The organism is Gelidibacter maritimus (assembly GCF_014062315.1).
Taxonomy (GTDB): Bacteria; Bacteroidota; Bacteroidia; order Flavobacteriales; family Flavobacteriaceae; genus Gelidibacter; species Gelidibacter maritimus.
The window spans coordinates 349,325-373,502 of the sequence record NZ_JACGLT010000001.1 but is presented as its reverse complement, the minus strand read 5'-3'; the positions used below and the strand labels follow the sequence as shown (position 1 = coordinate 373,502).

Genomic DNA, 24,178 nt, shown 5'->3' with positions numbered 1-24,178 from the left:
GCTACAAGCCGCAGAACCTCAATCACGAAGCTCAAGGTTTGTAAATGAAGACTAAGTAAGCATGGATTTATTCAACAACCTACCTGAATCAAACATATTACCATTTGATGGAGATGTCCGTTATTATGGAAGTATCCTTGACTCTAAGAACGCGAGTCATTATTTTGATCAATTATTGAAAAATATTTTATGGGAGCACGACCAGACTATTATTTTCGGAAAACTAATAGTCACCAAGCGTAAGGTAGCGTGGTATGGCGATGCCCCATTTCAATACACCTATTCAAAAACCACCAAGTCGGCTTTACCATGGACCCAAGAACTTTTAGAGTTAAAACAGATTATCGAAGACCAATCCGGAGAAACCTTTAACTCATGTCTGCTAAATTTGTACCACACTGGAGATGAAGGCATGTCTTGGCATAGCGATGATGAAAAGGATTTAAAAAAGAACGGCGCTATAGGGTCGTTAAGTTTAGGTGCAGCTCGAAAATTTGCATTCAAACATAAAATCACAAAACAAACAGTATCCGTGGTGTTGGAAAACGGAAGCTTATTGGTCATGAAAGGCCATACGCAAGCCAATTGGCTGCACCGCTTACCTCCTACCAAGAAAGTATCAACCCCGCGACTTAATTTAACCTTTAGGACTATTGCAACCTAATAAGCGGAGTTTATAATATGGCTTACTTCTCAAAAGGTTCTGTCGATAATGATGACTATTTTGACATCAAAATTAGGACATCAATTAATAATACAATCTGAAATCAAGAAATTGACAGAGGTCGTAATATTTTTGGAAAAGTTCTTCCACCACTTCTTTTAGGTCATGATTTTCCTGATATAGACTAAAATAGGCGCGATCTAAAGTCCTATAACTTGGAATTTCACTTATCGCCCGGCCATAGCCCGAAATGGCGCGAGCACCGGTAACATCGAGAAAGTATTGCGACTCCTCCTCTGATAAATCCAAAACTTTGTCATTTGAAAAATGGATCACTTTACCTTTCATTTTTCCTTCAAAAATTTCGGCAATTTCCTCTATACTGTAATAGTAGTTATTCAGCATGATATTGTTAGCCTCTCCTGGCACGACGAGGTATATAATCTCATAATCTTTGAAATGATGATCGTCATATAGCAGTGCGTTTAAGCTTTCCTCCAAACCTTCAATGGTATCACAGGTCTTATAAATACTTGCTATACCTTGTTGCAGCGCAATTTCCTCTAAGATTTTGACCACTTCGGTATTATGGACAGAATCAACATCTGGAATGGCCTCCAGGCAGAAAATAAAGTGTTCATGTTCCATAAAACTCTGCTCTATATTTTTTTTCAATTTACAAAACTCGCAATTTGCGATCTGTTTAACAAGTTATTCAACAATAAGACATATTCCTGTTATAGCATCCATCTTTAATAGTTCTGCCAAGATCAAATCCAAAGTCGCTGAGTACGTCCTACTGGCACGAGCCGGAAATCCTACGAGGTATGAATAGAAATTAGCTTCTGATTGGAGCAACTCTCGAGGCAATAAAAACCACAGGTGAGAAGAATCGAAATTCACTATCAAAAGGTTGACTATTCTGATTGTTTTGTAGAAGGTTTCAGATAAGGAGGTCAATTATTAATTCATGTAGTTATCGATGTGTTTTTCGCAGCGCCTTGTGGTTGATTAAAACATTTCACCAACATTTTATAAAGGTCCGGATGCTTTCTTTTAAGTAAATCTGGACGCTCAAAAAAGTATTCTGAAGCAACTGCAAAAAACTCTGCCTGATTTGTGCCTCCATATTTTCTAATATCAGATTTATTATTGTTTATGGCTTCCATTTCTTTATGGATTAAATTTAACCATGGTATCGTATATTGATGCTCTAATAAGCGTTCCGGCACGCCATCTGTCCTATCATCCAACTTATCAATAAGATGTACAAATTCATGAATTGCAGTATTGCCTTTATCGGTCGAATTCTTAAAGCCGTGATATAATGCTTTCTTGGATAGGATCATTTGTTTTTCAAAACGTCCGTTGCCGACGACCCCACCGATATAACGATCGGCATCTTTACTACCAAATTGCATATCCTCATTAAAATTATCTGGATATAAAAGAATCCCACTTAAATTAGTATAATGCCATTCTTTAAAGCCAAAAACTGGAATTACTGCACTTGCAGCAACTAAAATTTTGTCCAATTCTACTATCTCCATCTGTACGCTATCTATATAAACCTCACTCAAAAACTGCATCATTCTTTGTTCAAAAACAAGTTGTTTAGCCTTAGGAAGTTTTCTATAATAAAGGACATTCTCTGTTAACAATGGGCGCCAATGCTCAGGAAAAGGCTGAACCCTCTGCCGTTTGGATTTTCGATAAAAATGAATCCCAAATATTAGAATCACTAGTAAAATAAATATATAAACCATAAAAATTTAAATTATTGATAAAAGTTCTTTCTATAAGTTGTAATTTCTGCAATGTAAATTAAAAGTAGCTAATTACATCCCTACGCCTGGGAAATAGGATCAGAAAAAGATCAGCATTAAAAACTTTTTGCAATAAAGATGCTGTCGTTAATTGTATGATACAAAGCTAATGGTAAAAACAAAGAAAATCTTAACCATAATTATTCAGCTGTCTGCCGTTATTCTGTTTCTAGCCTCCATACTTTCTATTTTCAGAAATACGGAAAATCGATATTTAAAAATGCTTGATTTTCCAAGAATTCAATTATTTATCTTGTCTATTATCCTCATCATATTACTACTAATTGCAGAAGGAAAACGGAAATGGCTAAAGAAACTATTAGTTTCTGGATTGTTAATAGGAATTGCTATTCAGAGTTATTTTCTAATCAATTATACCACACTTGTACCTGTAGAAGTACCAACAGCAAAACATGTGAAAGGCAGAGACAACCAATTCAGTCTTTTATTGACCAATGTTAAAATGTCCAATCGAAAAGCGCCGCAGCTCATTGAATTGATTGCATCAAAAAAGCCCGATCTGGTTTTGGCAATGGAGGTGGATTCATGGTGGCATGATGAACTTAACACACTTACAAATGATTATCCTTTTTCACATCATGCCATTAACGAAGAAACCTATGGAATGGTGTTATATAGCAAGCTAGCGTTAAAAAAAATAGAAGTGAATTATTTAACGAATGAGAAAGTGCCCTCTTTTGAAAGTATCATTACTTTTGAAGACGGCAAAAACTTTAGCTTTCATGCCGTTCATCCTGTTCCTCCTACACACTTTCAGGAACTACCTGACAATGCTGGTGAGCAAGAAAATGCTCTAAAAAAGTTAGGAAAAAAAGTTGAGGGCAGAGAACACCCAATTCTTGTGGCAGGTGATTTCAATGACGTGGTGTGGTCGTATGTTGATGATTTGACGGGGACAAAAAACAGTTTATATGACCTGAGGGTCGGCAGAGGTTTTTATAATAGTTTTAATGCAAATAATTTTCTTATGAGGTGGCCACTTGATCACGTGCTGGTCACCGACGAATTTAATTTGAAAAAACTGGAACGTCTGTCAAAAATAGGATCTGACCACTTTCCAATGTATGTGGAATTAATATTAGTTGACTAATATCAACCTAAGAAAAAACAGGTGTATTATTTTACCAATTGCTAATCTCCTTATGGACTTCCTCGGGTGTTCTGTTGGTACGTTTTGCAATACGTTTGGTCATGCTATTAAAGTCATCTGATTTATAGTTGACATCCTCATCGGTGATTTTGGGATAGCGTTTTCTATAATCACTTTCTATAGCCTTCCAACGATTCTCAACCTCACGGTTTGCTTCCTCATTAGGTTGATGTCGATTTTCTCCATAATCAACTTCACCCTGAACGTCATTTGCACGCTGGTCCATACGGTGATCATTATCCTTAAGGCGTTCTGGATTGCCTGAAATCTTTTGATTTTTGTCCTGATCAGACGCTTTCGGAACATGCTTCTGACCTTGATTTTGTCGCTTTTCATCAAAATCCCGATTTTGTTTTTCTTTATCTCTATCTGTGCTCATATTATAAGTATTATAAACTATTTACTAAAGTTAGAAAGGAATACACAATGGTATGATTCTTATAAATTAAAATATTAACCCTATCCAAGCGGTAATCCGAGCGCTCAGATTGAATTTTTCAAAACCTCCAAAGTATCCTGATAAATAATGCTTAATTTTAGTGTTGGTTATTTTGTACAATTAAAAAACAGACAATGGCCTGGACGTTTCCATTGCGAACGATTAATCAATTAGATTAAAGATTAATTCATTTGTGATAGTCTATTTGCCATTAAGAGTGGATCTTTAAGATTCTATATAAATCAAAATCTAATACCATTAATACCGTTATGAAAGAAAATAGCAAAAACGAATTGGACTATATTCGGCGTTATGAAGCCGCTGGTTTTACTGATCAGTTTCAAATTGTTGACGATCAATTGCAGAATATAAAATCGAAGAATAAATACAATCCGCAGGATGTTACTATTTTAAAAGAGCACCGTTATGAGGGTATGACCAATCCATCAGACATGTCCTTATTATACGTTATTGAAACAACTGACGGCAGTAAAGGAACACTATTAGCAAGTTACGGTGCCAATGCAGACAACTCCATCCATAACTTTATGAATCTGATTCCTGAGGATAATGTCAGAGATGACTTTATGCTGCCACCTGACCATAAAGACTAATAAGAGATAAATTTATCATTGACTTATTTAATAGTTGATACCGTATCGATTCTCGAAAAAAAGCATTTCTTTATCCCGGTCAATCCACGCTATTGTTGATGTCTAAAGCATTGATTTAAAGTTCTTCAACCATTAATACTCGGCTTGTTATGGAGTTATAATGCCGGCAATACCGTAAATGCGTTCAAGGTTTTTATCCTTATTTATTTTCAGCTATAATTTATAAGCATTTTTTCAATGCTTTTATGGATTAAGAGTTAACGGTTCTGGGTCAATCTAATACGCGTTGAGTTGTTATATTAGATGAAACTTAAAAAAAAAGCATATGAAACCCACATTATTATTAGGCGCAGCATCAACCATATTCAGAAGTAGGAAAGCACAAATTGTCCTCGTCGGAATTCAGTTTGGTTATCTGATCTATAAATTAGTTCAGGATAAAAATGAAAGATCAGCTAAGCGATTAAATAAGTAGATTTCTAAATTTGATGGACCAAGCGACATCTGAAAACGATTTGAGGTTTAGAAAACTATATATTTAAGCTACTACAAATTAATGCTCATTCAAAAAAAAGTCTAAGCAACTAAATGCTTAGACTTTTTAAATTAAATATCGGGAAATATTTAATACAATTTCTTTTTCATAGATTTTTCAGAATTACTTATTCCAGTTTCGGATATCATTTTTTATATCCTCAGTACTTCTATTGGTTCTTCTGGCAATACTCGCAATCATGTGGTCAAATTCTCCTGATTTGAAATCCACATCCTCATCGGTAATATTTGGATGTTTTTTCCGATAATCCGCTTGAATATTACTCCATCTACCCTCAAGACTATCATCTGAAGGATTCAGTTTACTATCTTCGGTATAACCATGGTGTTTAATATTGTCTTTGTCTAAGCTCATAATTTTCTATTTTTTAGGTTCATTTGGTTTAAATCCATCCTGTGTGGAATCATCTTTTTCGCTATGTACTTTTGTGCTGCCTCTGGCATGTTTTGTACTCGATTCTTTTCTATCTGTTTCTTCTTTCTTTTTATCGCTCATGATTTATGATTTTAAAATTTATAAGAATAAGATAAGTATAAGTAACAATTCCATTTGACTTAATTGCCAAGGATATTGACTACATCCCACATTTCATCAAGAAACAAGATTCTAATTATCATCTTTATTCTTATCTGATTTTACACGGCCAGATAGATTGCGTTCTTTAACATTCGGGCTTCCCCCGTATTGATTTTTATGCTCAGGCTTAAGTGGCCCTTTCTTGATCTCTTTGTCTTTTTCTGGATCAAATTCTTTTTTGTCATCTGTCATAATATAAATGTTTTAATAGCTGTGGTCATACAGAGAAGTTTGTTTCAATAATCCTTAGTGAATTAAAAAAAATTCAAAATTGAGGTCATTAATATTTAAGATATCATGACTTATCGGCAAAAATTAAGATCTATTCTTAATCTTTTATACTATACCGTCTTCTTCAGTTTCTGACTCTTCCCAACTTCGAATCTCGTTATTTACTTCCGCGCGACATCGCTGCGTTTTGCTTGCAATCAGTGACGTCATTTTATCAAACTCTCCCGGCAAATAATTCAAGTCGCGCTCATGCAAATTTGGATACTTAAGATGATAATCAGCTTTAATCCTTTCCCAAATAGCTTCTACACTTGTTTCATCAACATGTCGTGAACGTAAAATTTCGTCATATTCATCGCGTTTCTCTGGAATGTCATCGTCTATCTTCATAATAATGATTTTAACAATTATCAAGTTATAAAGAGCATGGCAATGTTGTTGACTTAATTAAACGAAATCTTTGTTCTAAACAAAAGCTTATATTCTTATTGGCTTCAGCCTAATCGCTGTCATTATATCCATCAATCTCTATGAGTAATGGTATAATGTATTGGTTTAAAGGTACCGCCATTGCTGTCTTCTGCCGAACATGCCGTCAAGGCAACTATAAGATCCATTTCCGCTTTAAAACGTACCAAATCTCCTGCCTGCGAAGTTGGTGGCAATACTTTTAATTTCCCCTTGGCATCAAACTGTACATTCATAAATACATTGAACGCCGTTGGAATATCATCAATTTCAATATGGTAAGGTTGAAGGTTTCTATATAGATTTATCAAACAACTGGGATGATAGTCTGGATTGTTATACATTATCTTAAAGGTTTCTGGACTACAAGGCGCCAGAAGGAAATCGTTCCGGCCATTTGTATCTTCCATTATCTCCATCATTTTCCGCGACCTGTTACTCCATAAAAAGTTGCCTTTAGTCAGAAGAATAGATTCCTCAAAATCCATAGTTTTCCCAGCAGATAACTTCTCCTTGGTATCATCTCGATTAAAAACTACCATGTCACTAACTTGCTGTCCTTTTGGATCAATTACGGTAAGGACGTCTCCTTTTTTTAATTCGAAAGCAGCGCCAGATTGCGGCTGAATAATATTTACAGCATTCATAAGTGTTCAGTTTTAGCATGGAAAGGGCATTTCCAATGTTTTTCTACAGCTCTTCCACTGTATTGTTTGGACTCAGAATCGGTTCCGAAATCTCTTAATACTGGATTTATAGAACCTTGTAATTTTTTATCACGACGCCTAATTCTCTTTTTAATAGTTTGATAGGTACCCATCTCACGTAGTCGCTCAAATTGCCAATGTAAATTCAGTACAACTGTGCAATATGGGGCACGCCTGGCCAACCTGGAACTGTTGGGATGCATGCCCACAATATAAAATGCATTTCCCTTGAGGCTAAAACTAAAGTTCGGATCTTCCGCATCATTACTTACCTCAGAATCCCATTCGGAATCGTCGGCGTCATGCAATTTCTGCAAGAGATTCCAAAGCGCATTTTCGAAATCAAGTTCTGAATTGAAATGATTCTCCTTGAAACAGAGAATTAAGGATTCAAAATCATTGGACTCAAAATCATAATGCTCCAAATAGGTTTCGATAGCATTTAAAATCGGATGGACAACCGCGTCAGAAGTCATGTCATCAAAGATTTTCAAATGGTAATTGTTCAGTTTAAACATGGCATTGGCCATAATACAAGGATGCTTATCTCGTAGGATGAAATTGCGATATTCAGATTCTATGTTTGTTTTTGTATTTAAATCAGTCTCCACCATAATCGTTTTAATTATCGTTGTACGTCCTTTAACAACCATTCGTCAATAACATCATCATTATTTTTATGTAAGACCACCATATCGCCTGTAGATTCAAAAATGACGGCTTTTACCTCTGAGAGTTTTACCACATTAGCTTCTCTTAATTTCGAACGAAGATCCCCTTCCGTTACCCTGACCTTTTTCATGTTTTCGCTCAATATGTTTTCACCATCCATAATTAAAGTAGGCTGGTTGTCACTAATTTTTCGAAACCATTTGTATCTGCGAAAAAAGGCTGCGGTCAATTGAAAGATATACACAAAAAGAAGCCCTACGGCACCTTCCAAAAAACTAACACTGTCTGATAAAATCGTGGTAGCAATCATGGAGCCAACCGCCACGGTCATTGCGAAATCGAAGCTAGACATTTTGGAAAAACTTCGTTTCCCAAAAACTCTGGTGAGCATAATTACTGCCACGTAAATTAAAAACGTGGACAGCAGTATGAGATAGAAAGATTTTTCACTAAGACTGAATAGTGCTTCCAATGCTTCATCCAATGGGTTACCTGAACTCGATAGAATGGAAATGGTTAAAATCTTGTGCATCTTATGTGGATTTTAAGAGAAATTTAATCACCATTTACAATAAAAGCATGAATGACTCCTGGAAGCCAACCTATAAGTGTTAGTATAAGGCTTATAAAAAATGTTGAACCAATTCCGTGCTTCATAAAGACGGCTAAAGGCGGTAATAAAATGTTTAAAATAATTGTAATTAACGACATAAATTTCTGAGTTTAGTTTATTGCCAACTGGCTTATAATGTATCGTTGTAAAATTAACGAGAATGCAATAAACCCATTAATTCGATTCGCCAGAATGTGAACTCATAAGTAAGAACATCCAATCATTATAGCTTTATATGCGGTCCTATGTATATATTATTGCAGGGTTATCTTAGAATCGTAAATGCTGAAAAAAAAGAACCAAACCTCAGGGAGTTTCTATCGCAAGGTTTGGTTCAACATCCACTTAAAACGTTGTGACGTTTTCTATAAGCATTGACTAATCACACAGGAATTTTCTCTGCTTTTTTCATTCGGTTCCAATTTCTGTGTTGTGCCATGGCAGTAATAAATACTGAAGGTTTGGCATCAATACAGATGGCCTCATCGTCTTTAAAATCCTTGACATAGGTTTCATCTAACAATTTCGCGCCGTCATGATCTGCAGCAATAGCTTTACAATGTTTTAAAGCCTCATTGATAAACTTTATGAATTTTGCATGTTTTTGTAATTCCTTCACTGATTCCTTTCCTCCAGGAATATATAGTGAATCAAAAAGCACACTTTCTGTTGTAGCGATAGCTGCATCGACTTTTTGCACTGTGCCATCGTCACTCTTGACCGTACCTCCGTGTGGTGCTATATTTTTGATCATGGCCCCTTCTTTTTTCAGCGTATCAGTCATCTTTTTATAATCCTTCATTGAAAACCCATCGGCAATTAATACAGCCACCTGACGGGTTGCAATGGTATCAAATTTTGTTTTTGCCTGACTCAAGGCTGGAGATTCGTCCAAATAAATTTTCTTTTTCGGCGGCTGATGTTTCGAGACTTCTGCATCAGCTCCTATGGCCTGATTAATTGGCTTATCAATAGATTTAGGCACTTTAAGCCCTAAGCCTTTAGCTACTTTTTTGGAAAGATCATTATCTATCTGAGCAATCATATACAACATGCGTTCCTGAATATGTTGTTGCGTACATTTTCCCAATTCAAAAATATAAGCGTCGGTGACATGCTGTTGTTCCCAATCTGTAAGACTTCTATAAAACAATGCGGGTTGAGAAAAATGATCTGAAAAACTTTCACTCCGCGTTCTAATTTTTCGTGCATCAATTCGTTCCTCATAAGAAGTGAAGGCACCTTCTGACATTTTTGAAAGATGAGGACATCCACCACTTAGACTATTCGGGAAATAGGCCGTTTGCCCTTTGGGAACATCCATTTGCATATGTCCATCCCTCTGATTGTTATGCGTTGGCATAATTGGCCTATTGATAGGAATTTGATGAAAGTTTGGTGATCCCAATCTCGAGAGCTGGGTATCTCTATAAGAAAACAAGCGTCCCTGCAACAAAGGATCATTGGTAAAGTCAATTCCTGGAATAATATGGCCGGGCAAAAATGCTACTTGTTCCGTTTCCGCAAAAAAGTTTTCAGGATTTTTATTCAGCGTCATTTTACCGATAATCTTAACCGGCACCATTTCCTCCGGAATCAGTTTGGTGGGATCCAAAAGATCAAAATCAAATTTATGTTCATCTTTTTCGGCAACCACCTGAATTCCAAATTCCCACTCCGGGAACTGACCAGCTTCAATGGCATCCCATAAATCCCGACGGTGAAAATCTGAATCTGCACCGCTTATTTTGACGGCTTCATCCCAAGTGACCGAATGCACACCTAATTTTGGTTTCCAATGGAATTTCACAAAATGGGATTCTCCTTTAGCGTTGATCAATCGGTAAGTATGGATCCCAAACCCTTCCATCATCCTCAAACTCCGCGGGATGGCCCGATCGCTCATGACCCAAATTTGATTGTGCAAGGTTTCCGTGGCATGGGAGACAAAATCGTAAAAGGTATCATGGGCAGATGCAGCTTGGGGAATTTCATTATTGGGTTCAGGCTTGACCGCATGGACTAAATCGGGAAATTTCATGGCATCCTGAATAAAAAAGATGGGCATATTGTTTCCTACTAAATCCCACGTTCCTTCTTCGGTATAAAATTTTACGGCAAACCCACGCACATCTCGCGCCAAATCTGTGGATCCCTTAGAGCCTGCCACCGTTGAAAATCGGGCGAAAACCGGTGTTTTTCTGGACGTGTCTGTAAATAGCCCAGCCTTACTAAATTCTTTGATGCTGTCATAAAGTTCAAAATATCCGTGTGCGCCACTTCCTCTTGCATGCACAATTCTTTCAGGAATTCTTTCATGATCAAAATGGGTTATTTTTTCTCTTAATAAAAAATCTTCAAGTAAGGTTGATCCTCGCTCTCCTGATTTTAAGGAATTATTGGTATCATTCACCTTGAGACCTTGGTTTGTGGTCATGGTGGTTCCTTCGGTTTCTACTTCAAATGATTTTAAATCCTCTATCTTTTTGGAGGTAGAAGACGCTTTCTTTTTTTTGGCCATGATGTGTATAGTTTTAGTATCGTCTATAAATAATGCTGTAAAACCGTTGTAAAAGGATTTTAACCCTTAAATTTCCATATTTTCCTTATTATTTATTATCACATTTGCTAATAATTATAACCCATGTCCCAAACCATATTACATCCGCTTTATAGTTTCATTAATTGATCAATGACGGCATCCATATTTATACCCTTTCCTAAAATGCCTTTAAACAAATCCTTTTGATTTGACACACGCTCAGGCACAGAGTTGATATTAAAATCAGAAACTTTTACTCCCAGTTTCAATTCTGACCAGTCCAAAGGCGTGGAAACCGTAGCCTGTTTTACAGGTCTAACACTGTAAGCAGACACGATAGTTTGTCCTTTCCGATTTTGTAGATAATCTAAATATATTTTTGGACCTCTTTTTTTAAGTGACCGTTCCATGGTAGTCAATTCTGGCAGTTGCTCATGTATATAAACACATAACAATTTGGTAAAATCCCTCGCTTCTTCATACGTGTACATTCCGCCCATAGGAATGTAAATATGTATTCCGGAGGCACCTGAGGTTTTGCAAAACCCTTTAATTTTAGCATCATCCAACACCGCTTTTGTTGCTAATGCAGTCTCAATGACCTGCTCAAAAGTATTGTCCGTTGAAGGGTCTAAATCAATAATGGCATAATCAGGACGATCCAATTGATATAGGGTTGAATGCCAAGGATGCAATTCTATACAACCCAGATTATTCATGTAAATTAAGGTTGCTTGATTTTGACATAAGAGATAATTAAGCTCCTTTTCTGAAGATTTTGAAGCTATCGCAACCGTATCAATCCAAGTGGGCAGATTTTCATGATCCTTCTGATAAAACGAATCTCCCTGAATACCATTAGGATGACGATGTAAGCTCTCAGGTCGATCTTTTAAATAAGGTAGTATATAATCGGACATCTTAATATAATAATCCAAAAGATCATATTTTGTCAATTTTGCTTCCGGCCAATACATCTTATCAGGATTGGTAATTGGGACCTTGATCTGATCTACTTCTAAGGTAAACTCTGAATCAGAAGATATTTTCTTAACAGGTTGTTCCGAAATAATCTCATCCGTCTGGTGAAACGGGATCGATTTATCTTCCCTTAGACGTAAAAAGACAGGATGGCGCATAATATTGTTAGGTGTCCATTCTGAAAATTTCACTTCACATACCAATTTTGGACGTAGCCAAACAGCTTTTCGACCTTTCAGATGTTCACCAATTTGAAAGATTGGCGTATCGGTTTTAAGTAGTTCAAACTTATTGTATAATTCAGTCATTTGCTTTTCGGTGAATCCCGAACCACAAGTTCCCACATACACCAGGTTCTCTTCCTCTACCATCCCTAAAATCAAGGAGGCGAATTTGCGAGCTTTGTTCTTGGACAAGGTGTATCCACAAATGATGACTTCCGTATCTTCAATATTTTTAAATTTCAACCAATTGGACGATCGCAGATTGGGATCATAAGTAGAATCGGCCTTTTTGGCTATAACGCCTTCCATACCCATGGCTAATGCTTGTTCAAATACGGTGATGCCCATGGCGTCCACATGATCACAATACATGATGTGTTGAAAGTCTTCAATTAAGGTTTTCAATAATTCTTTTCTGTCCAATAATGGGAGATCTATAGTGTCGTGGCCATTGAGATGCAACAGATCAAAAACATAATACACCAAAACACCTTTGGTAGATGTGACGGAATAATTTTGTAAGGCATTGAATCGTGGTAATCCCTTAGCATCCAAGAGCACCACTTCACCATCCAAAATAGCCGTATGTTCAACACCCCCAAGTTCGTCATGGATAAGCTTAAATTTTTCGTTTAGAGAGATGCCATTTCTTGAATACAGTTCCACCTGACCAGAATTTATATTCGCCAAAACACGATATCCATCATATTTCAACTCGTAAATCCAGTTTTTATCGTTGAAAATCTTAGTGCCTGGAGAGGCCAGCATGGGTTTGACCATAGATTTCAAATTTAGAGCGTCTTGCTCATGGGTGTTCGCAGAAACTTCCAAATTAAAATCTTCGGCATTATAATTCATATCCGTGGCAAATTCATCGGCGTGCTTAATAAATAACCATTGATTTTTTTTATTCATTGAAGTAGAACGCACCAGGGTGAATATGCCTTTTATTTTATCGCCGTGAAATACAATTTTTAATTTTCCCGAAGCATAATCTGAAGTGACATCATTATCAGGATATAAATTTTCATAGTGGCCCTCATCCCAAATGCTCATCTTTCCTGCACCGTAATTACCTGTGGGAATCACGCCCTCAAAAGTAAGGTAAGCCACAGGATGGTCCTCGGTATGCACCGCTAATCGTTTATCTTTTGGATTCATTGAAGGGCCCTTTGGTACCGCCCAACTTTTTAGGACACCTTGCATTTCCAATCGTAAATCATAATGTAAATGACTGGCACGATGGCGTTGAATGACAAAGCGAAACTTATTGTCATTATCAATAATGTCTTCAGGTTCCGGAGTATCTTTAAAATGACGTTTTTTTCTGTATTCCTCGAGGCTCATGCTATGAGGCTTTCTTTTTGCGCGCTTCCAAACTGGCCTTTAATTTTGCCATTAAATCCTTGGCAGCGGTAGGCTCGCTCTTGGTTTTTTCTACCTTTAGTTTTTTTCCCGAAGCCTTGGATTCGATAATGTCAAGCAATTGTTTGTTATAGACATCTTTATACTTAGTGAAATCAAATTTCTCTGTATAATTTTCAATCAAGGTTTCGGCCATTTTAATTTCTTTATCAGAGGTTTTCGTTTTTGGAATTTTGACTTCCTTAGGATCACGAATTTCCTCCGCAAACCGAATAACGTGCAACACAATCACATCTTTATAAACGCCTATAAGCGAAAGATTTTCCTTTTGGCGCATCACAAAAGTGGCCACCCCCAACTTGCCCGTTTTCTTCAAAGCATCACGGAGTAAATTATAAGCTTTTCCGCCTTCCTTTTGTGGTTCAAGGTAATAAGGGCTTTTAAACAACATGTCAGCCACCTCAGACTCCTCCACAAACTCTTCAATGTCTATGGTCTTACTTTTCTTGACATTTGCATTTTCAAAATCCTCCTTTTCAAGAATGACATAACCGTCATCTTTCTTATAACCTTTCACAATGTTTTTCCATTCCACTTCTTCACCCGTATCCTCATTGACCCGTTTATAGCGGATTCTTGCATGATCGTGTTTATCCAACATATCCAAATCTAAGGTACGACCTTCTGATGCCGTATACATTTTAATGGGAATCGATACAAGCCCAAAGCTTATGGTGCCATTCCAAACTGATCTCATAATCTATTTTTTTATAACTCGAAAATTTAATCATTGAAATAGAAATAGGCGCGTTCAATACAAGAAATTTGTAACGCAATTAAGATTTCTACAGAATTAAAGTCGATGTTAGTTTTAGAGTAGATCACTTGAATCGCACCAAAAAGCACATCCCAATCTGATTTTAGATCTGCTTTTTTTGAACCCGTGATGACCATGTTAGCGTGTTCATTAAAGCTGGAGTGTTGGTAATTCTGCATAATTGTGAGGTTGTGATGCTTCCTCTGTATTACCCGTACTATGCTTACCTCGTAATTTATTAACAGTAAAGGCTGTCAATTCAGTAGCCGGGTACTCTTTTATCAATTCTTCAATTGACTGCTGATCAAGTGCGTCGTTATAATCAACAAGCCATTTATCGGCCAATTCATCTGGTAATATGACTGGCATCCTAGGCCCCTCCAATTTAGGATTATTATGAATTTTCCCCATCATGGCATTACCTGTAGTAGTCACAATGGAAAAGCTAAGTAGTTTACCTCCTGTACCCGGATTATGCCATTCATTATATAGTCCGGCAAGAATCATCGGTTCTTTATCCTTCCGATGGATAAAAAAAGGATAGGTCTTTTTATTAAAATGATGGTGTTCATAAAATCCATCAACATAAATCAGGCATCGTGATTGTTTTGCGGCAGTACGAAACGAGTTCTTTTCAAAAATTGTTTCGCCCCGAGCATTGAGAGTAGAATTCCATATCTTTTTCACTTGTGCCTCATCACGTACCCAGTGTGGTATTAAACCCCAAGTAGCAACTTCCGGGAACTCAGGCGAACGATTGGTATAAATCAATAAGTCTGGATGATCAAAACCCATGGCATGATATAGCGGTAAATCGGTCAATGGAACAAGCCGCTCCATTATTTCATCTATAGCATTTTTGTCTCCTTTGCGTTCGGCACGTTTAAGTTGAGATGCAACGGATGTCTTTATATCGTAACACATATTGTGACTTTTAAAAATTAAGTTTCACTAATTTAAATTAACATAAAATCTCCAATTTTAATTACTTGCAGAATAAAAGAAACTTCATATTTCAAAATGAGCTCTTAAAAGATATAAAATCGAATTATCTTTAGCCATATATTAATAAATATTTACTGACTATATGAATCGACAAGGGTGTTGAACAATATGGTTAAAATAAAAAATGTAAATAGTGGGAGTTATTGATGTCGATTGTACTGAATAAAACTCATTATGATGCTTATCTATTTTTTATAAATGAAAAACAAGGGCCTTAACAACGATCTGCTACAGCATATTTTTGAATTTTCTGCTGAAGGAATTATGGCTGTTACTGAATTGGGCGCTATTGTCACCGCAAATCCTGCAGGCGAAACACTTTTTGGATTCCGTTCTGGAGAATTGGATGACAAAAATATTGAGATTCTAATTCCTAAGAAACTGAATCTTCACTATAAAAATGATAATGAACAACCAAACTCAGCTACCAAAGAAGAGAACGGTATTATTGGACTCAAAAAAGATGGTCGTAAATTTCTCATAAACTTAGTCCTCAAGCCTACAAACATTGATGGCAAAAACCTTACTATTATTTTCTTTCAAGCTGCCGAACAAGAAAAAAACGACCTGAACATCATTAAAAGAACGAATGCCGAGCTCATTGAAAGCAACCGAAAATTCGATGCTTTAATAAATAATTTAAAAGGAATGGTGTTTCGCTGCATAAACACTAAAGCTTATGAAATGGATTATGTCAGCGAAGGTTGTTTGGAAATTACCGGCTATTCTATTGCCGATTTTTTAAATCATAAAGTCAGTTATGGAAAGCTCATTCTGGAAGCCGAACGTGATGCAGTCTGGGAGGACATTCAATCTGCTATAAAGCAGAAAACGTCCTATAGTGTAGAATATCGCATTCATCATAAAGATGGCCGCATAAAATATGTTTGGGAAAAAGGCACTGGTATCTATGACGATCACAATAAGGGCTTCATATTGGAAGGTATTATAACCGATATCACCTTGCAAAAAGAAACTGAACTGGAATTGCGCCGGAGCGAATCAAAAACAAAGGCCTTATTGAAGGCCAATCCAGATGTCATGTTTATTCAAGACCATCAGGGGGTGTACCTTGATTGGTATGCCAACAGTCCCGAAAAACTTTCCATTCAGCCAGAAAACTTTATCGGTTTGAATATGAAAGAAGTTCTGCCTTTAGATGTGTATCAAAAAATTAAATCTTCCCATAAAAAGGCCATCGCATCTGGGAAAATGCAGGTTACAGAAATCAGCACTCAAGATAATGGGGTTGAACATTTTGAGGCCCGCGTCGTACCCATGAGCAATGACAGACTTCTCACCATTGTTAGGGACGTCACAGAAAAACTACATCAAGATGCCTTACTGACCATACAAAATAATGCTCTGGCTTCTGCCGGAAATAGCATCCTGATTGCCGATGCGCAGCAACCACACCACCCCATTATTTATTGCAATACGGCATTTGAGAAAATGACGGGATTTTCTCGTGAGGACATTTTAGAAAATAACCTTCTGTTTTTAAGGAGTGATGCTCGGGATATAAAAGAGATTGAACGCATTGAAAATGCAATTTTCAACGGGAAAGCCTGCAAGACTCATATACGCAATTATAGGAAGGATGGCAGCATGTTTTGGAATGACATTACCATAACTCCAGTGCATAATGACGACAACAAACTCACGCACTTTATCAGCGTACAAAATGACGTCACCAATAAAATAAATGAGGCTTACCTTAAAGATAAGGTCAGAAAAATATTGGAATTAATTGTTCAGGACAACCCCATAAAAACCATTGGCAACGAAATTGTTAAAGTTCTTGAAACCCATTTTAAAGACAGTATAGCTTCTATCTTTTTGTTGGAGCCAGAGGCAGAAACGCTATATGAACTGGCTGCACCTAATTTACCACAAGCTTTATCAGCTTCGCTTAACGGCCTTAAAATTGGCCCAAATGCTTGTTCTTGTGGGACCACTGCATTTTCAAAAAAAGAAACCATAGTTTCGGATATCCAAACCAATGCGCTTTGGGAGGGTTTTAAAGAAATTGCGTCTAAAAATGGATTAAAATCGTGTTGGTCATTTCCTATACTCTCCTCCACCGAAGAAGTATTAGGCACGATTTCCATATATAACAACAGCAGTAAAACGCCATTAGAGGAAGAGAAAAAGATACTTTTAGATATGACCCATCTTGCAAGTATTGCTATTGAAAGCCGTAAGAACACTAATACCATTGAAGAAAACAGACTTCAGCTTGAGAAATACGCCAAAGACCTGGAACAAAAAGTTCAAGAGCGTACTCAGGAAGTCATGGAAACCGTGCAAAAGTTATCAGAATCCAATGTCAGTCTTGAAGATCAAATTCGCATCACCAACCGGGCCGAGAATGAGGCTGTTAAAAGTAAAAATATAGCGTCAAAAATAGCTGAAAATTTCCCGAATGGTTTTGTTGCCGTTATGAACGACCAATCAGAAATCCTATTTGCTAAAGGTGACGCCTTAGACCAATTAGGATTGAAGCAATTTTATCAAGAGGGCATGTTCATTGATGATATTTCAGCTTTTTCCAACCAACGAAAAGAACGCATCAAAGAAAGTATTCAGAAAACACTTTCTGGAGAACACCTTACGTTTGAGGTCAATTATAATGACAGGTACTTTGCGGTAAACACTGCACCTTTAATTGATAAAAACAATAGAATTAATAGTGCTTTACATGTTTACAACGATATTTCCAAGCAAAAGGAAATTGAGTTTAGCATTCAAAATGCCTTAAAATCAGAGCAGGAATTAAATGATCTGAAATCGCGTTTTGTGTCGCTGGCCTCCCACGAATTTAGAACCCCATTGAGCGCTATTCTCACTTCAGCTATTTTAATAGGAAAGCAAAACGAAGAGGGTATGGCCGAAAAAAGAGCAAAGTATTTAGCTCGGATAGAAAGAAATGTCAACAATCTGACGGTAATCCTGAACGATTTTCTCTCCTTGAGCAAAATGGATGAAGGTAAAGTTATGCCCATAATGAAACGGTTTGATTTAATTGCCTATTGTAAAAAAATGGTTCAAGAAACCAATATCAATTTAAAAAAAAACCAGACCATTTCTATTGGTAGTGTCAATGCCAAATTGTTTGTAAATCTTGATGTGAAACTATTAAATCACATTCTTAACAATCTCTTATCGAATGCGTCAAAATATTCACCTGAAGCTTCCACCATCGATTTTAAAATATCAGATAACAACAACACTGTTGTGATAGCAATTTCCGATCAAGGCATCGGCATTCCGCAGAACGAACATAAATATTTATTTGGGCGTTTTTTCAGGGCGAAAAATGCAGTTAATATTGAAGGTACCGGCCTGGGATTAAATATTGCGAAACACTATACAGAACTAATGGGTGGCCACATAACATTTAAAAGCGAACTAAATAAAGGCACCACCTTTACGGTTGTGTTCCCAATACAGATAAAAAAATGATAAAAATATTACTTATAGAAGACAATCAAGATGTCCGGGAAAATACCGCCGATATTTTAGAACTCGAAGGCTATGAGGTTGCCTCTGCCGAAAACGGAAAAGTGGGTATTGAACATGCAAAACAACTTATGCCAGATGTGATTGTATGTGATATTATGATGCCGGAATTGGATGGTTATGACGTACTGGAAGAATTAAATAAAAATGCCCAGACCTCCAGCATTCCATTTATTTTCTTGACTGCCAAAACTGAAAAAATTGACATGCGTAAAGGTATGAATTTGGGGGCAGATGATTATTTGACCAAACCCTTTACTGAAAAGGAATTATTGGAGGCCATTCAAAGCCGATTAAAAAGACACGATTTCCTAAAAAGAAAGTTTTCAAGATCTATTGCTGGAGTTTCCCAATTTATTGAAGCGGCTTCCACTTATTTGGATTTAGAACATTTATCTAAAGATTATAAACCCATCACCTACACTAATAAAGATTTGATTTTTATGGAAGGTGATTCAGCAAACACACTATACTTCGTAGAAAGTGGTGTTGTCAAGACCTTTAAAACCACTGAAAAAGGGAAGGAGTTTGTGACTGGTCTCTGTGGGCCGGGTCACTTTGTTGGGCAATTATCGCTACTCTCTGACCATGGCACCTATATTGAATCGGCTGCTGTACTTGAAGATGCCGTACTTTTTGAAATTCCGAAATTGGACTTTACCTCACTCATAAAAGAAAACACTGTTGTAGCCAATAAATTCATGAGTTTACTTTCCAATAATCTGGTTGATGTTCAAGAGCTCATGGTCAATGTTGCCTATGCCACAGTTAGGCAGCGTACGGCAAAAGCACTATTGGACATTCATGAACAACGCATTTTAATCAATAATGACGTTGAGGGCATCAGTATAGCAAGAGAAGATTTTGCAGGTCTCATAGGCACGGCAACTGAAACGGCAATACGCATGCTCACCCAATTTAGTGAAGAAGGGCTGATAAGGTTTGGTGTAAGGAGAGAAATAATTATAGAAGACAAAAAAACCTTAGAACATATTGTAATGTTCGGATGAGCGTGTTGTTGAAAATGTTTTCCGAGAGAGCTTCATAACCTGAGCCCAACCTCTAATCAAATGATTAACAGCACGCTACATTTTGACTGGTTTCAGAGGTCGCCTTAAGCATACAAGAAAGGTCGTTCAATTTGGCTTTTTATATATCATTTTAGCTCATTGCAACTTTAATATACTTTACGGATTTTGCATCGTCCTGCTACTATTCAAAACAATTGACAGCATTAAGTTTAGGAGCTTGAACGATATTTTTTACCCCTTAATGACTGCCAATGGCTGCAATTTAATTTGTACGTCCACCAAAGCCTCTTGGTTTGCCATGACCTCATTAATGTCTTTATAAGAACTTGGCGCTTCGTCCAAATCGCCTTTGTGGCGGATGGCATGTAAAATACCTTGATCTGTAAGAAATTTTCGTTCTTCTTTTAAATCTAGGTTTCTACGGGCCGCTGCTCTACTCATCACGCGTCCTGCACCGTGAGAGCACGATTCAAAAGATTCTGCGTTCCCCTTCCCCTTTACGAGAAATGAATGCGTCCCTTGTGATCCAGGAATCATCCCCCACTCGTCTTTCCTGGCACGGGTGGCGCCTTTACGATGCACAATGACCTCCTCTCCAAAATGTTCCTCCAAAGCCGCGAAATTATGGGGTTTATTGATGAAATGTGAAAATTCCACCTCTGGAATAATTTCCTTAAACGCCAATTTTGTCCGCTCCATCATCAATTTGCGATTGGCCAAGGCAAAGTCAATACAATAGTTCATTTCATCCCAATACAAGTCAAAATACTCAGAATCTTCAGGAATTGACGCTAAGTCTTTCGGAACTTGATGCTTCGAGGTTTCGTTTTTCTCTTTAGCGATAGTGTTATAGTGGTTGGCCACGGTAAAACCAATATTTCTAGACCCCGAATGGATCATGATCCAAATATAACCATCTGACCCTTTTTGTATTTCAATAAAATGGTTGCCTCCACCTAAGGTACCAATCTGATAAAGCGCATTTTTATATTCCTGCTCCACAATAGGCAAATTGCCCTTTTTCTCGGGCATCCAAGATTCATCCTGACGGTCTTCATGGCGGTTAAAGCCTACGGGAACGGTCTTTCTTATAATGGTCATGATTTCTTTTAAATCAGAGCTCTCTATGTCGGTCAGGTTGGTTCGTAGAGAACACATTCCACATCCAATATCTACGCCAACGGCATTTGGAACCACGGCTCCCTTGGTGGCCAAAATAGCACCAATAGGCATCCCGTATCCTAAATGGGTATCGGGCATAATGGCAATATGACTATAAGCAAAAGGGAGATTGGCAAGGTCGCGCGCCTGATCTAAGGCACCTTCTTCTATCTGCTCTTCTTCCAACCATAATTTTACTGGTATCTTCTCCGTAGTGATGACTGCTTTCATATCTTTTTTGATTTTTAGAGGATTCGTATATTTAAATGATACTTTAACTTAACCATTTATTTCAAGTTTTGCAATGACCAAGATCAGTCGGTTATAAGATGTATTAAATATTCTAGGCGATATGTGCGAGAATCAATAAACCGACCAACTAATTGATGCTTTGACCATTATAGCATCATATGGGGCTGAACTTTCAAAAGATAATAGATACATTCCTGGACATAGCTGCAGAAATATGCAAATATTATGTTCTTCAGAAATTAATATATTATCCTATTTAAACATCAAGTTCAATCTGAATTGGGCAGTGGTCTGAACCATGGTATTCGGATAATATTTCGACGTTCTTTACCTTGTCCATTAAGGAATTACTGACCAGAAAATAATCAAGTCGCCATCCTGTATTACGCTCACGCGCTTTAAATCGGTAACTCCAATACGTATACGCCTCGGTATCCGGATGAAAATGTCGCCACGAATCGGTAAACCCAGTATCAAGAAGTAAATCCATTCCGTCTATCTCAACCTGTGTGTATCCAGCGGATTTATTATAATTGGCTTTATCGTTTTTGAGGTCGATGGCCTGATGCGCTACGTTTAAATCGCCACAAAGAATAACAGGTTTGCTAGCTTTCAAATTCGATAGATAATTCCGAAAATCGGTATCCCATTGCTGCCTGTAATCCAACCTGACCAATCCTTGGCCAGAATTCGGAACGTAGACATTGACCAAATAGAAGGCATCAAACTCCGCACAAATTATTCTTCCTTCTTGGTCATGCGCTTCAACGCCCATATCATAAGTAACGGTCAGCGGTTTTTTCTTTGAAAGTAATGCAACACCCGAATAGCCCTTTCTCTCGGCAGAATTGTAATACTGGTGGTATGTGCTCAACTGTAATAAAGCTTTTTCCACTTCGCCATCTTGCGCCTTTGTTTCTTGAAGACAGAGTACATCTGGATCCATTTTTGAGAAATCCTCAAAGAAGTCTTTTTTTGTTATGGCTCTTATGCCATTAATATTCCATGAAATTAATTTCATCAGTTATATTTTTTTTAATGATCAAAAGCCTGTTTAGAGCTTAAATATTATATTATTTTGGGTCTTTATAAGTTTCATACATGGCACCGAAATGTGATTTTAGAAACATTTCTAATGGAATCTCTTCTTGTTTTATAAACCCTTTGTTTTTTAATTTGCCTTCAGAAACAAGATCCACCACCGCCGAGATGCTGCAAGCTGTTGTCCAACTTATGGCGCGCCAATCTTTACCATCCAGCGATATTTTACGATAGGACTCGCTGAATTCTTTTCTTCTCAAATCACCATCTATCTTTCCCTCCACGGCGGCATAAACCAGGACGATATCTTCATCAACCAAAGGCAAGGCATTGTTTAGAATATCTTTTGCCAGTTTCCGATCGTTTTTCAATTGCAGATCATAAAGTAATAATTTCATGGCGTCCCGATGTCCTGGGTACCTCATGGTTTTATAATTTAGCGTATCCACGGTACCCTCTAAGGTTTCGCACATGGTTCCCAATCCGCCAGAAGTAGAAAAAGCTTCGTACTGACGTCCGTTAATATTGATTGACTCCACGTCATCAAGGGAGCTCACCATTTTACGCTGACTATTATGAATGACTTCAGCGTCATTAAGGTATTCATTGATCACTCCTTCAGCACTCCAGGTAAAACTGTAGCCCAATTGTCCCATAGGATGCAGGGGCAATGCGCCAACCCTCAACTTAACCGACCGAAATTCAGAGAATTGAGAATACAGTCCGGCGCCCAAAATCCCGATAAATCCAGGTGCCAAACCACATTGTGGTGCCATTACAGCTTTACTTTCTTTTGATAATTCTATAATGGCATTCAAGGTGGGCACATCCTCAGTTAAATCAAAGTAATGCACACCCATATCGGCAGCTGTCCGGGCAATATCTATATTGAGAAAATAAGGCAGACAAGACACTACCGCTTGTTTGTTTTTAAGAAACTCGCGAATCGTTTCGTCTTTGGAAACATCGCCTTTTACAATTTTAAAAGGAAATGTTTCATCTGGTTGATTCCGATCCATACCTTCCACTTCATATTTCGAACTTAATAGAGTAGCCACAAGACTACCCACCTTCCCTAATCCGAGAACACCTATTTTATCTATCATATATCTGTTTTTATGTTGAGACCAAGAGTCTGTTGTATATAGTATTCTTATTTAGACATCATTGTTGTTTGATAAAGCATCAAGACCGTTTCGCATATAAAGTAGAGAATTGATTGAAACTCTATGGCAAGCATCTATTTTCTAAATTGAAAATTGCCCAATCGCCTCGTAAATATTTTATTTTGAAAATATTACGGCATTCCTAACTTTAACTCGGTTATTAACTTTTCACTTATTACATCCATCATAAATGATAAGAAACATGGAATTTACTAGTAAAAAACGACAATAGAAAAACTTTAGACTTTCAATTTAGAGAAAACTACATGCATTATATCCATCGCCAGACTTTTTAAAAATCCGCATATACACATTAAATTAAGAGCCAGATGTTTGTGGTGATGTGTAGCTGATTCATTGACACAAAAAACCTTGTAATGTTCAAAAGGAAATTTATTTTTACTGTCGTCTCCATATTATAAAAAGCTACCGAAACGTTTAAGGCTCAGTATCATTAATTTAAACAAGATGATTTATGTCATTTTATTTTGATGGTTCATTTCATAAATTTGACTTATAATTAAAACTGTAGGT

General features: G+C 37.1%; 25 protein-coding genes. 6 read left to right on the top strand and 19 right to left on the bottom strand.

Annotated features, from left to right (window positions below; genetic code table 11):
- Positions 1-61 precede the first annotated feature (61 nt).
- Positions 62-664 (top strand): alpha-ketoglutarate-dependent dioxygenase AlkB family protein, encoded by a 603-nt coding sequence (locus tag H3Z82_RS01655; protein WP_182202136.1) that lies wholly within the window; start codon positions 62-64, stop codon positions 662-664.
- A gap of 84 nt (positions 665-748) precedes the next feature.
- Here H3Z82_RS01655 and H3Z82_RS01650 read toward each other — a convergent pair whose 3' ends face one another.
- Both H3Z82_RS01650 and H3Z82_RS01645 read right to left on the bottom strand, forming a co-directional pair.
- Positions 749-1,312, bottom strand: a complete 564-nt coding sequence (locus H3Z82_RS01650) for a DUF6642 family protein (RefSeq protein WP_182202266.1) — start codon at positions 1,310-1,312, stop codon at positions 749-751.
- Between the two features lie 320 nt (positions 1,313-1,632).
- Positions 1,633-2,430, bottom strand: a complete 798-nt coding sequence (locus tag H3Z82_RS01645; RefSeq protein ID WP_182202135.1) for a M90 family metallopeptidase — start codon at positions 2,428-2,430, stop codon at positions 1,633-1,635.
- A 280-nt stretch (positions 2,431-2,710) separates the two neighbouring features.
- Between H3Z82_RS01645 and H3Z82_RS01640 the strand changes: the two genes are divergently transcribed.
- A complete protein-coding gene (locus H3Z82_RS01640) occupies positions 2,711-3,601 on the top strand; it encodes an endonuclease/exonuclease/phosphatase family protein (RefSeq protein WP_235982234.1) in 891 nt (296 codons plus the stop codon).
- A gap of 31 nt (positions 3,602-3,632) precedes the next feature.
- On the opposite strand, the gene H3Z82_RS01635 is transcribed toward H3Z82_RS01640, so the two are convergent.
- On the bottom strand, positions 3,633-4,040 hold the full coding sequence (locus H3Z82_RS01635; RefSeq protein ID WP_182202133.1) for a hypothetical protein: 408 nt from the start codon (positions 4,038-4,040) through the stop codon (positions 3,633-3,635).
- Positions 4,041-4,369: 329 nt separating this feature from the next.
- On the opposite strand from H3Z82_RS01635, the gene H3Z82_RS01630 reads away from it, so the two are divergent.
- Positions 4,370-4,714, top strand: a complete 345-nt coding sequence (locus H3Z82_RS01630) for a hypothetical protein (protein WP_182202132.1) — start codon at positions 4,370-4,372, stop codon at positions 4,712-4,714.
- Between the two features lie 325 nt (positions 4,715-5,039).
- Positions 5,040-5,189 carry a hypothetical protein gene (locus H3Z82_RS01625; protein WP_182202131.1) on the top strand — a complete coding sequence of 50 codons (150 nt, stop codon included), beginning with the start codon at positions 5,040-5,042 and terminating at the stop codon, positions 5,187-5,189.
- 183 nt (positions 5,190-5,372) lie between these two features.
- Here the strand turns inward: H3Z82_RS01625 and H3Z82_RS01620 are convergent, their stop codons facing one another.
- From H3Z82_RS01620 to H3Z82_RS01565, 13 genes are all read right to left on the bottom strand, one after another.
- Positions 5,373-5,624, bottom strand: coding sequence for a hypothetical protein (locus tag H3Z82_RS01620; RefSeq protein WP_182202130.1), 252 nt, complete (start codon positions 5,622-5,624; stop codon positions 5,373-5,375).
- Positions 5,625-5,630: 6 nt separating this feature from the next.
- Positions 5,631-5,765: a hypothetical protein gene (locus H3Z82_RS19705; protein WP_262890672.1), complete on the bottom strand. Its 135-nt coding sequence runs from the start codon at positions 5,763-5,765 to the stop codon at positions 5,631-5,633.
- Positions 5,766-5,876: 111 nt separating this feature from the next.
- Positions 5,877-6,038 (bottom strand): hypothetical protein, encoded by a 162-nt coding sequence (locus H3Z82_RS01615; protein ID WP_182202129.1) that lies wholly within the window; start codon positions 6,036-6,038, stop codon positions 5,877-5,879.
- A 144-nt stretch (positions 6,039-6,182) separates the two neighbouring features.
- Positions 6,183-6,467 (bottom strand): hypothetical protein, encoded by a 285-nt coding sequence (locus H3Z82_RS01610; RefSeq protein ID WP_182202128.1) that lies wholly within the window; start codon positions 6,465-6,467, stop codon positions 6,183-6,185.
- A gap of 131 nt (positions 6,468-6,598) precedes the next feature.
- Entirely contained in the window at positions 6,599-7,192 is a 594-nt protein-coding gene (locus tag H3Z82_RS01605) for a DUF1989 domain-containing protein (protein ID WP_182202127.1), read from the bottom strand.
- Entirely contained in the window at positions 7,189-7,866 is a 678-nt protein-coding gene (gntA, locus tag H3Z82_RS01600; protein ID WP_235982224.1) for a guanitoxin biosynthesis heme-dependent pre-guanitoxin N-hydroxylase GntA, read from the bottom strand. The genes H3Z82_RS01605 and gntA overlap by 4 nt, the downstream gene beginning before the upstream one ends.
- A gap of 11 nt (positions 7,867-7,877) precedes the next feature.
- On the bottom strand, positions 7,878-8,456 hold the full coding sequence (locus H3Z82_RS01595; RefSeq protein WP_182202125.1) for a DUF421 domain-containing protein: 579 nt from the start codon (positions 8,454-8,456) through the stop codon (positions 7,878-7,880).
- A 23-nt stretch (positions 8,457-8,479) separates the two neighbouring features.
- Positions 8,480-8,635 carry a YqaE/Pmp3 family membrane protein gene (locus H3Z82_RS01590; protein ID WP_182202124.1) on the bottom strand — a complete coding sequence of 52 codons (156 nt, stop codon included), beginning with the start codon at positions 8,633-8,635 and terminating at the stop codon, positions 8,480-8,482.
- 284 nt (positions 8,636-8,919) lie between these two features.
- Complete coding sequence (locus H3Z82_RS01585; protein WP_182202123.1) at positions 8,920-11,058, bottom strand: catalase; 2,139 nt, start codon at positions 11,056-11,058, stop codon at positions 8,920-8,922.
- A 149-nt stretch (positions 11,059-11,207) separates the two neighbouring features.
- Entirely contained in the window at positions 11,208-13,631 is a 2,424-nt protein-coding gene (gene ligD, locus H3Z82_RS01580; RefSeq protein WP_182202122.1) for a DNA ligase D, read from the bottom strand.
- 1 nt (position 13,632) lies between these two features.
- Positions 13,633-14,406: a non-homologous end joining protein Ku gene (ku, locus tag H3Z82_RS01575; protein WP_182202121.1), complete on the bottom strand. Its 774-nt coding sequence runs from the start codon at positions 14,404-14,406 to the stop codon at positions 13,633-13,635.
- Between the two features lie 26 nt (positions 14,407-14,432).
- A complete protein-coding gene (locus tag H3Z82_RS01570) occupies positions 14,433-14,645 on the bottom strand; it encodes a hypothetical protein (RefSeq protein WP_182202120.1) in 213 nt (70 codons plus the stop codon).
- Complete coding sequence (locus tag H3Z82_RS01565; protein ID WP_182202119.1) at positions 14,617-15,390, bottom strand: SOS response-associated peptidase; 774 nt, start codon at positions 15,388-15,390, stop codon at positions 14,617-14,619. The genes H3Z82_RS01570 and H3Z82_RS01565 overlap by 29 nt, the downstream gene beginning before the upstream one ends.
- A gap of 279 nt (positions 15,391-15,669) precedes the next feature.
- Between H3Z82_RS01565 and H3Z82_RS01560 the strand changes: the two genes are divergently transcribed.
- Entirely contained in the window at positions 15,670-18,936 is a 3,267-nt protein-coding gene (locus H3Z82_RS01560) for a PAS domain S-box protein (protein WP_182202118.1), read from the top strand.
- Positions 18,933-20,003, top strand: a complete 1,071-nt coding sequence (locus H3Z82_RS01555) for a response regulator (protein ID WP_182202117.1) — start codon at positions 18,933-18,935, stop codon at positions 20,001-20,003. The genes H3Z82_RS01560 and H3Z82_RS01555 overlap by 4 nt, the downstream gene beginning before the upstream one ends.
- A gap of 252 nt (positions 20,004-20,255) precedes the next feature.
- Here the strand turns inward: H3Z82_RS01555 and H3Z82_RS01550 are convergent, their stop codons facing one another.
- From H3Z82_RS01550 to H3Z82_RS01540, 3 genes are all read right to left on the bottom strand, one after another.
- Positions 20,256-21,416: an RtcB family protein gene (locus H3Z82_RS01550; RefSeq protein ID WP_182202116.1), complete on the bottom strand. Its 1,161-nt coding sequence runs from the start codon at positions 21,414-21,416 to the stop codon at positions 20,256-20,258.
- Between the two features lie 277 nt (positions 21,417-21,693).
- On the bottom strand, positions 21,694-22,458 hold the full coding sequence (locus tag H3Z82_RS01545; RefSeq protein ID WP_182202115.1) for an exodeoxyribonuclease III: 765 nt from the start codon (positions 22,456-22,458) through the stop codon (positions 21,694-21,696).
- Between the two features lie 52 nt (positions 22,459-22,510).
- A complete protein-coding gene (locus H3Z82_RS01540) occupies positions 22,511-23,584 on the bottom strand; it encodes a saccharopine dehydrogenase family protein (protein WP_220459109.1) in 1,074 nt (357 codons plus the stop codon).
- Positions 23,585-24,178: the final 594 nt, after the last annotated feature.

Bases quoted from the DNA above. Each gene is read 5' to 3' on its own strand.
- H3Z82_RS01655 (WP_182202136.1), top strand. From the start codon at position 62: ATGGATTTATTCAACAACCTACCTGAATCAAACATATTACCATTTGAT.
- H3Z82_RS01650 (WP_182202266.1), bottom strand. From the start codon at position 1,312: ATGGAACATGAACACTTTATTTTCTGCCTGGAGGCCATTCCAGATGTT.
- H3Z82_RS01645 (WP_182202135.1), bottom strand. From the start codon at position 2,430: ATGGTTTATATATTTATTTTACTAGTGATTCTAATATTTGGGATTCAT.
- H3Z82_RS01640 (WP_235982234.1), top strand. From the start codon at position 2,711: ATGCTTGATTTTCCAAGAATTCAATTATTTATCTTGTCTATTATCCTC.
- H3Z82_RS01635 (WP_182202133.1), bottom strand. From the start codon at position 4,040: ATGAGCACAGATAGAGATAAAGAAAAACAAAATCGGGATTTTGATGAA.
- H3Z82_RS01630 (WP_182202132.1), top strand. From the start codon at position 4,370: ATGAAAGAAAATAGCAAAAACGAATTGGACTATATTCGGCGTTATGAA.
- H3Z82_RS01625 (WP_182202131.1), top strand. From the start codon at position 5,040: ATGAAACCCACATTATTATTAGGCGCAGCATCAACCATATTCAGAAGT.
- H3Z82_RS01620 (WP_182202130.1), bottom strand. From the start codon at position 5,624: ATGAGCTTAGACAAAGACAATATTAAACACCATGGTTATACCGAAGAT.
- H3Z82_RS19705 (WP_262890672.1), bottom strand. From the start codon at position 5,765: ATGAGCGATAAAAAGAAAGAAGAAACAGATAGAAAAGAATCGAGTACA.
- H3Z82_RS01615 (WP_182202129.1), bottom strand. From the start codon at position 6,038: ATGACAGATGACAAAAAAGAATTTGATCCAGAAAAAGACAAAGAGATC.
- H3Z82_RS01610 (WP_182202128.1), bottom strand. From the start codon at position 6,467: ATGAAGATAGACGATGACATTCCAGAGAAACGCGATGAATATGACGAA.
- H3Z82_RS01605 (WP_182202127.1), bottom strand. From the start codon at position 7,192: ATGAATGCTGTAAATATTATTCAGCCGCAATCTGGCGCTGCTTTCGAA.
- gntA (WP_235982224.1), bottom strand. From the start codon at position 7,866: ATGGTGGAGACTGATTTAAATACAAAAACAAACATAGAATCTGAATAT.
- H3Z82_RS01595 (WP_182202125.1), bottom strand. From the start codon at position 8,456: ATGCACAAGATTTTAACCATTTCCATTCTATCGAGTTCAGGTAACCCA.
- H3Z82_RS01590 (WP_182202124.1), bottom strand. From the start codon at position 8,635: ATGTCGTTAATTACAATTATTTTAAACATTTTATTACCGCCTTTAGCC.
- H3Z82_RS01585 (WP_182202123.1), bottom strand. From the start codon at position 11,058: ATGGCCAAAAAAAAGAAAGCGTCTTCTACCTCCAAAAAGATAGAGGAT.
- ligD (WP_182202122.1), bottom strand. From the start codon at position 13,631: ATGAGCCTCGAGGAATACAGAAAAAAACGTCATTTTAAAGATACTCCG.
- ku (WP_182202121.1), bottom strand. From the start codon at position 14,406: ATGAGATCAGTTTGGAATGGCACCATAAGCTTTGGGCTTGTATCGATT.
- H3Z82_RS01570 (WP_182202120.1), bottom strand. From the start codon at position 14,645: ATGCAGAATTACCAACACTCCAGCTTTAATGAACACGCTAACATGGTC.
- H3Z82_RS01565 (WP_182202119.1), bottom strand. From the start codon at position 15,390: ATGTGTTACGATATAAAGACATCCGTTGCATCTCAACTTAAACGTGCC.
- H3Z82_RS01560 (WP_182202118.1), top strand. From the start codon at position 15,670: ATGAAAAACAAGGGCCTTAACAACGATCTGCTACAGCATATTTTTGAA.
- H3Z82_RS01555 (WP_182202117.1), top strand. From the start codon at position 18,933: ATGATAAAAATATTACTTATAGAAGACAATCAAGATGTCCGGGAAAAT.
- H3Z82_RS01550 (WP_182202116.1), bottom strand. From the start codon at position 21,416: ATGAAAGCAGTCATCACTACGGAGAAGATACCAGTAAAATTATGGTTG.
- H3Z82_RS01545 (WP_182202115.1), bottom strand. From the start codon at position 22,458: ATGAAATTAATTTCATGGAATATTAATGGCATAAGAGCCATAACAAAA.
- H3Z82_RS01540 (WP_220459109.1), bottom strand. From the start codon at position 23,584: ATGATAGATAAAATAGGTGTTCTCGGATTAGGGAAGGTGGGTAGTCTT.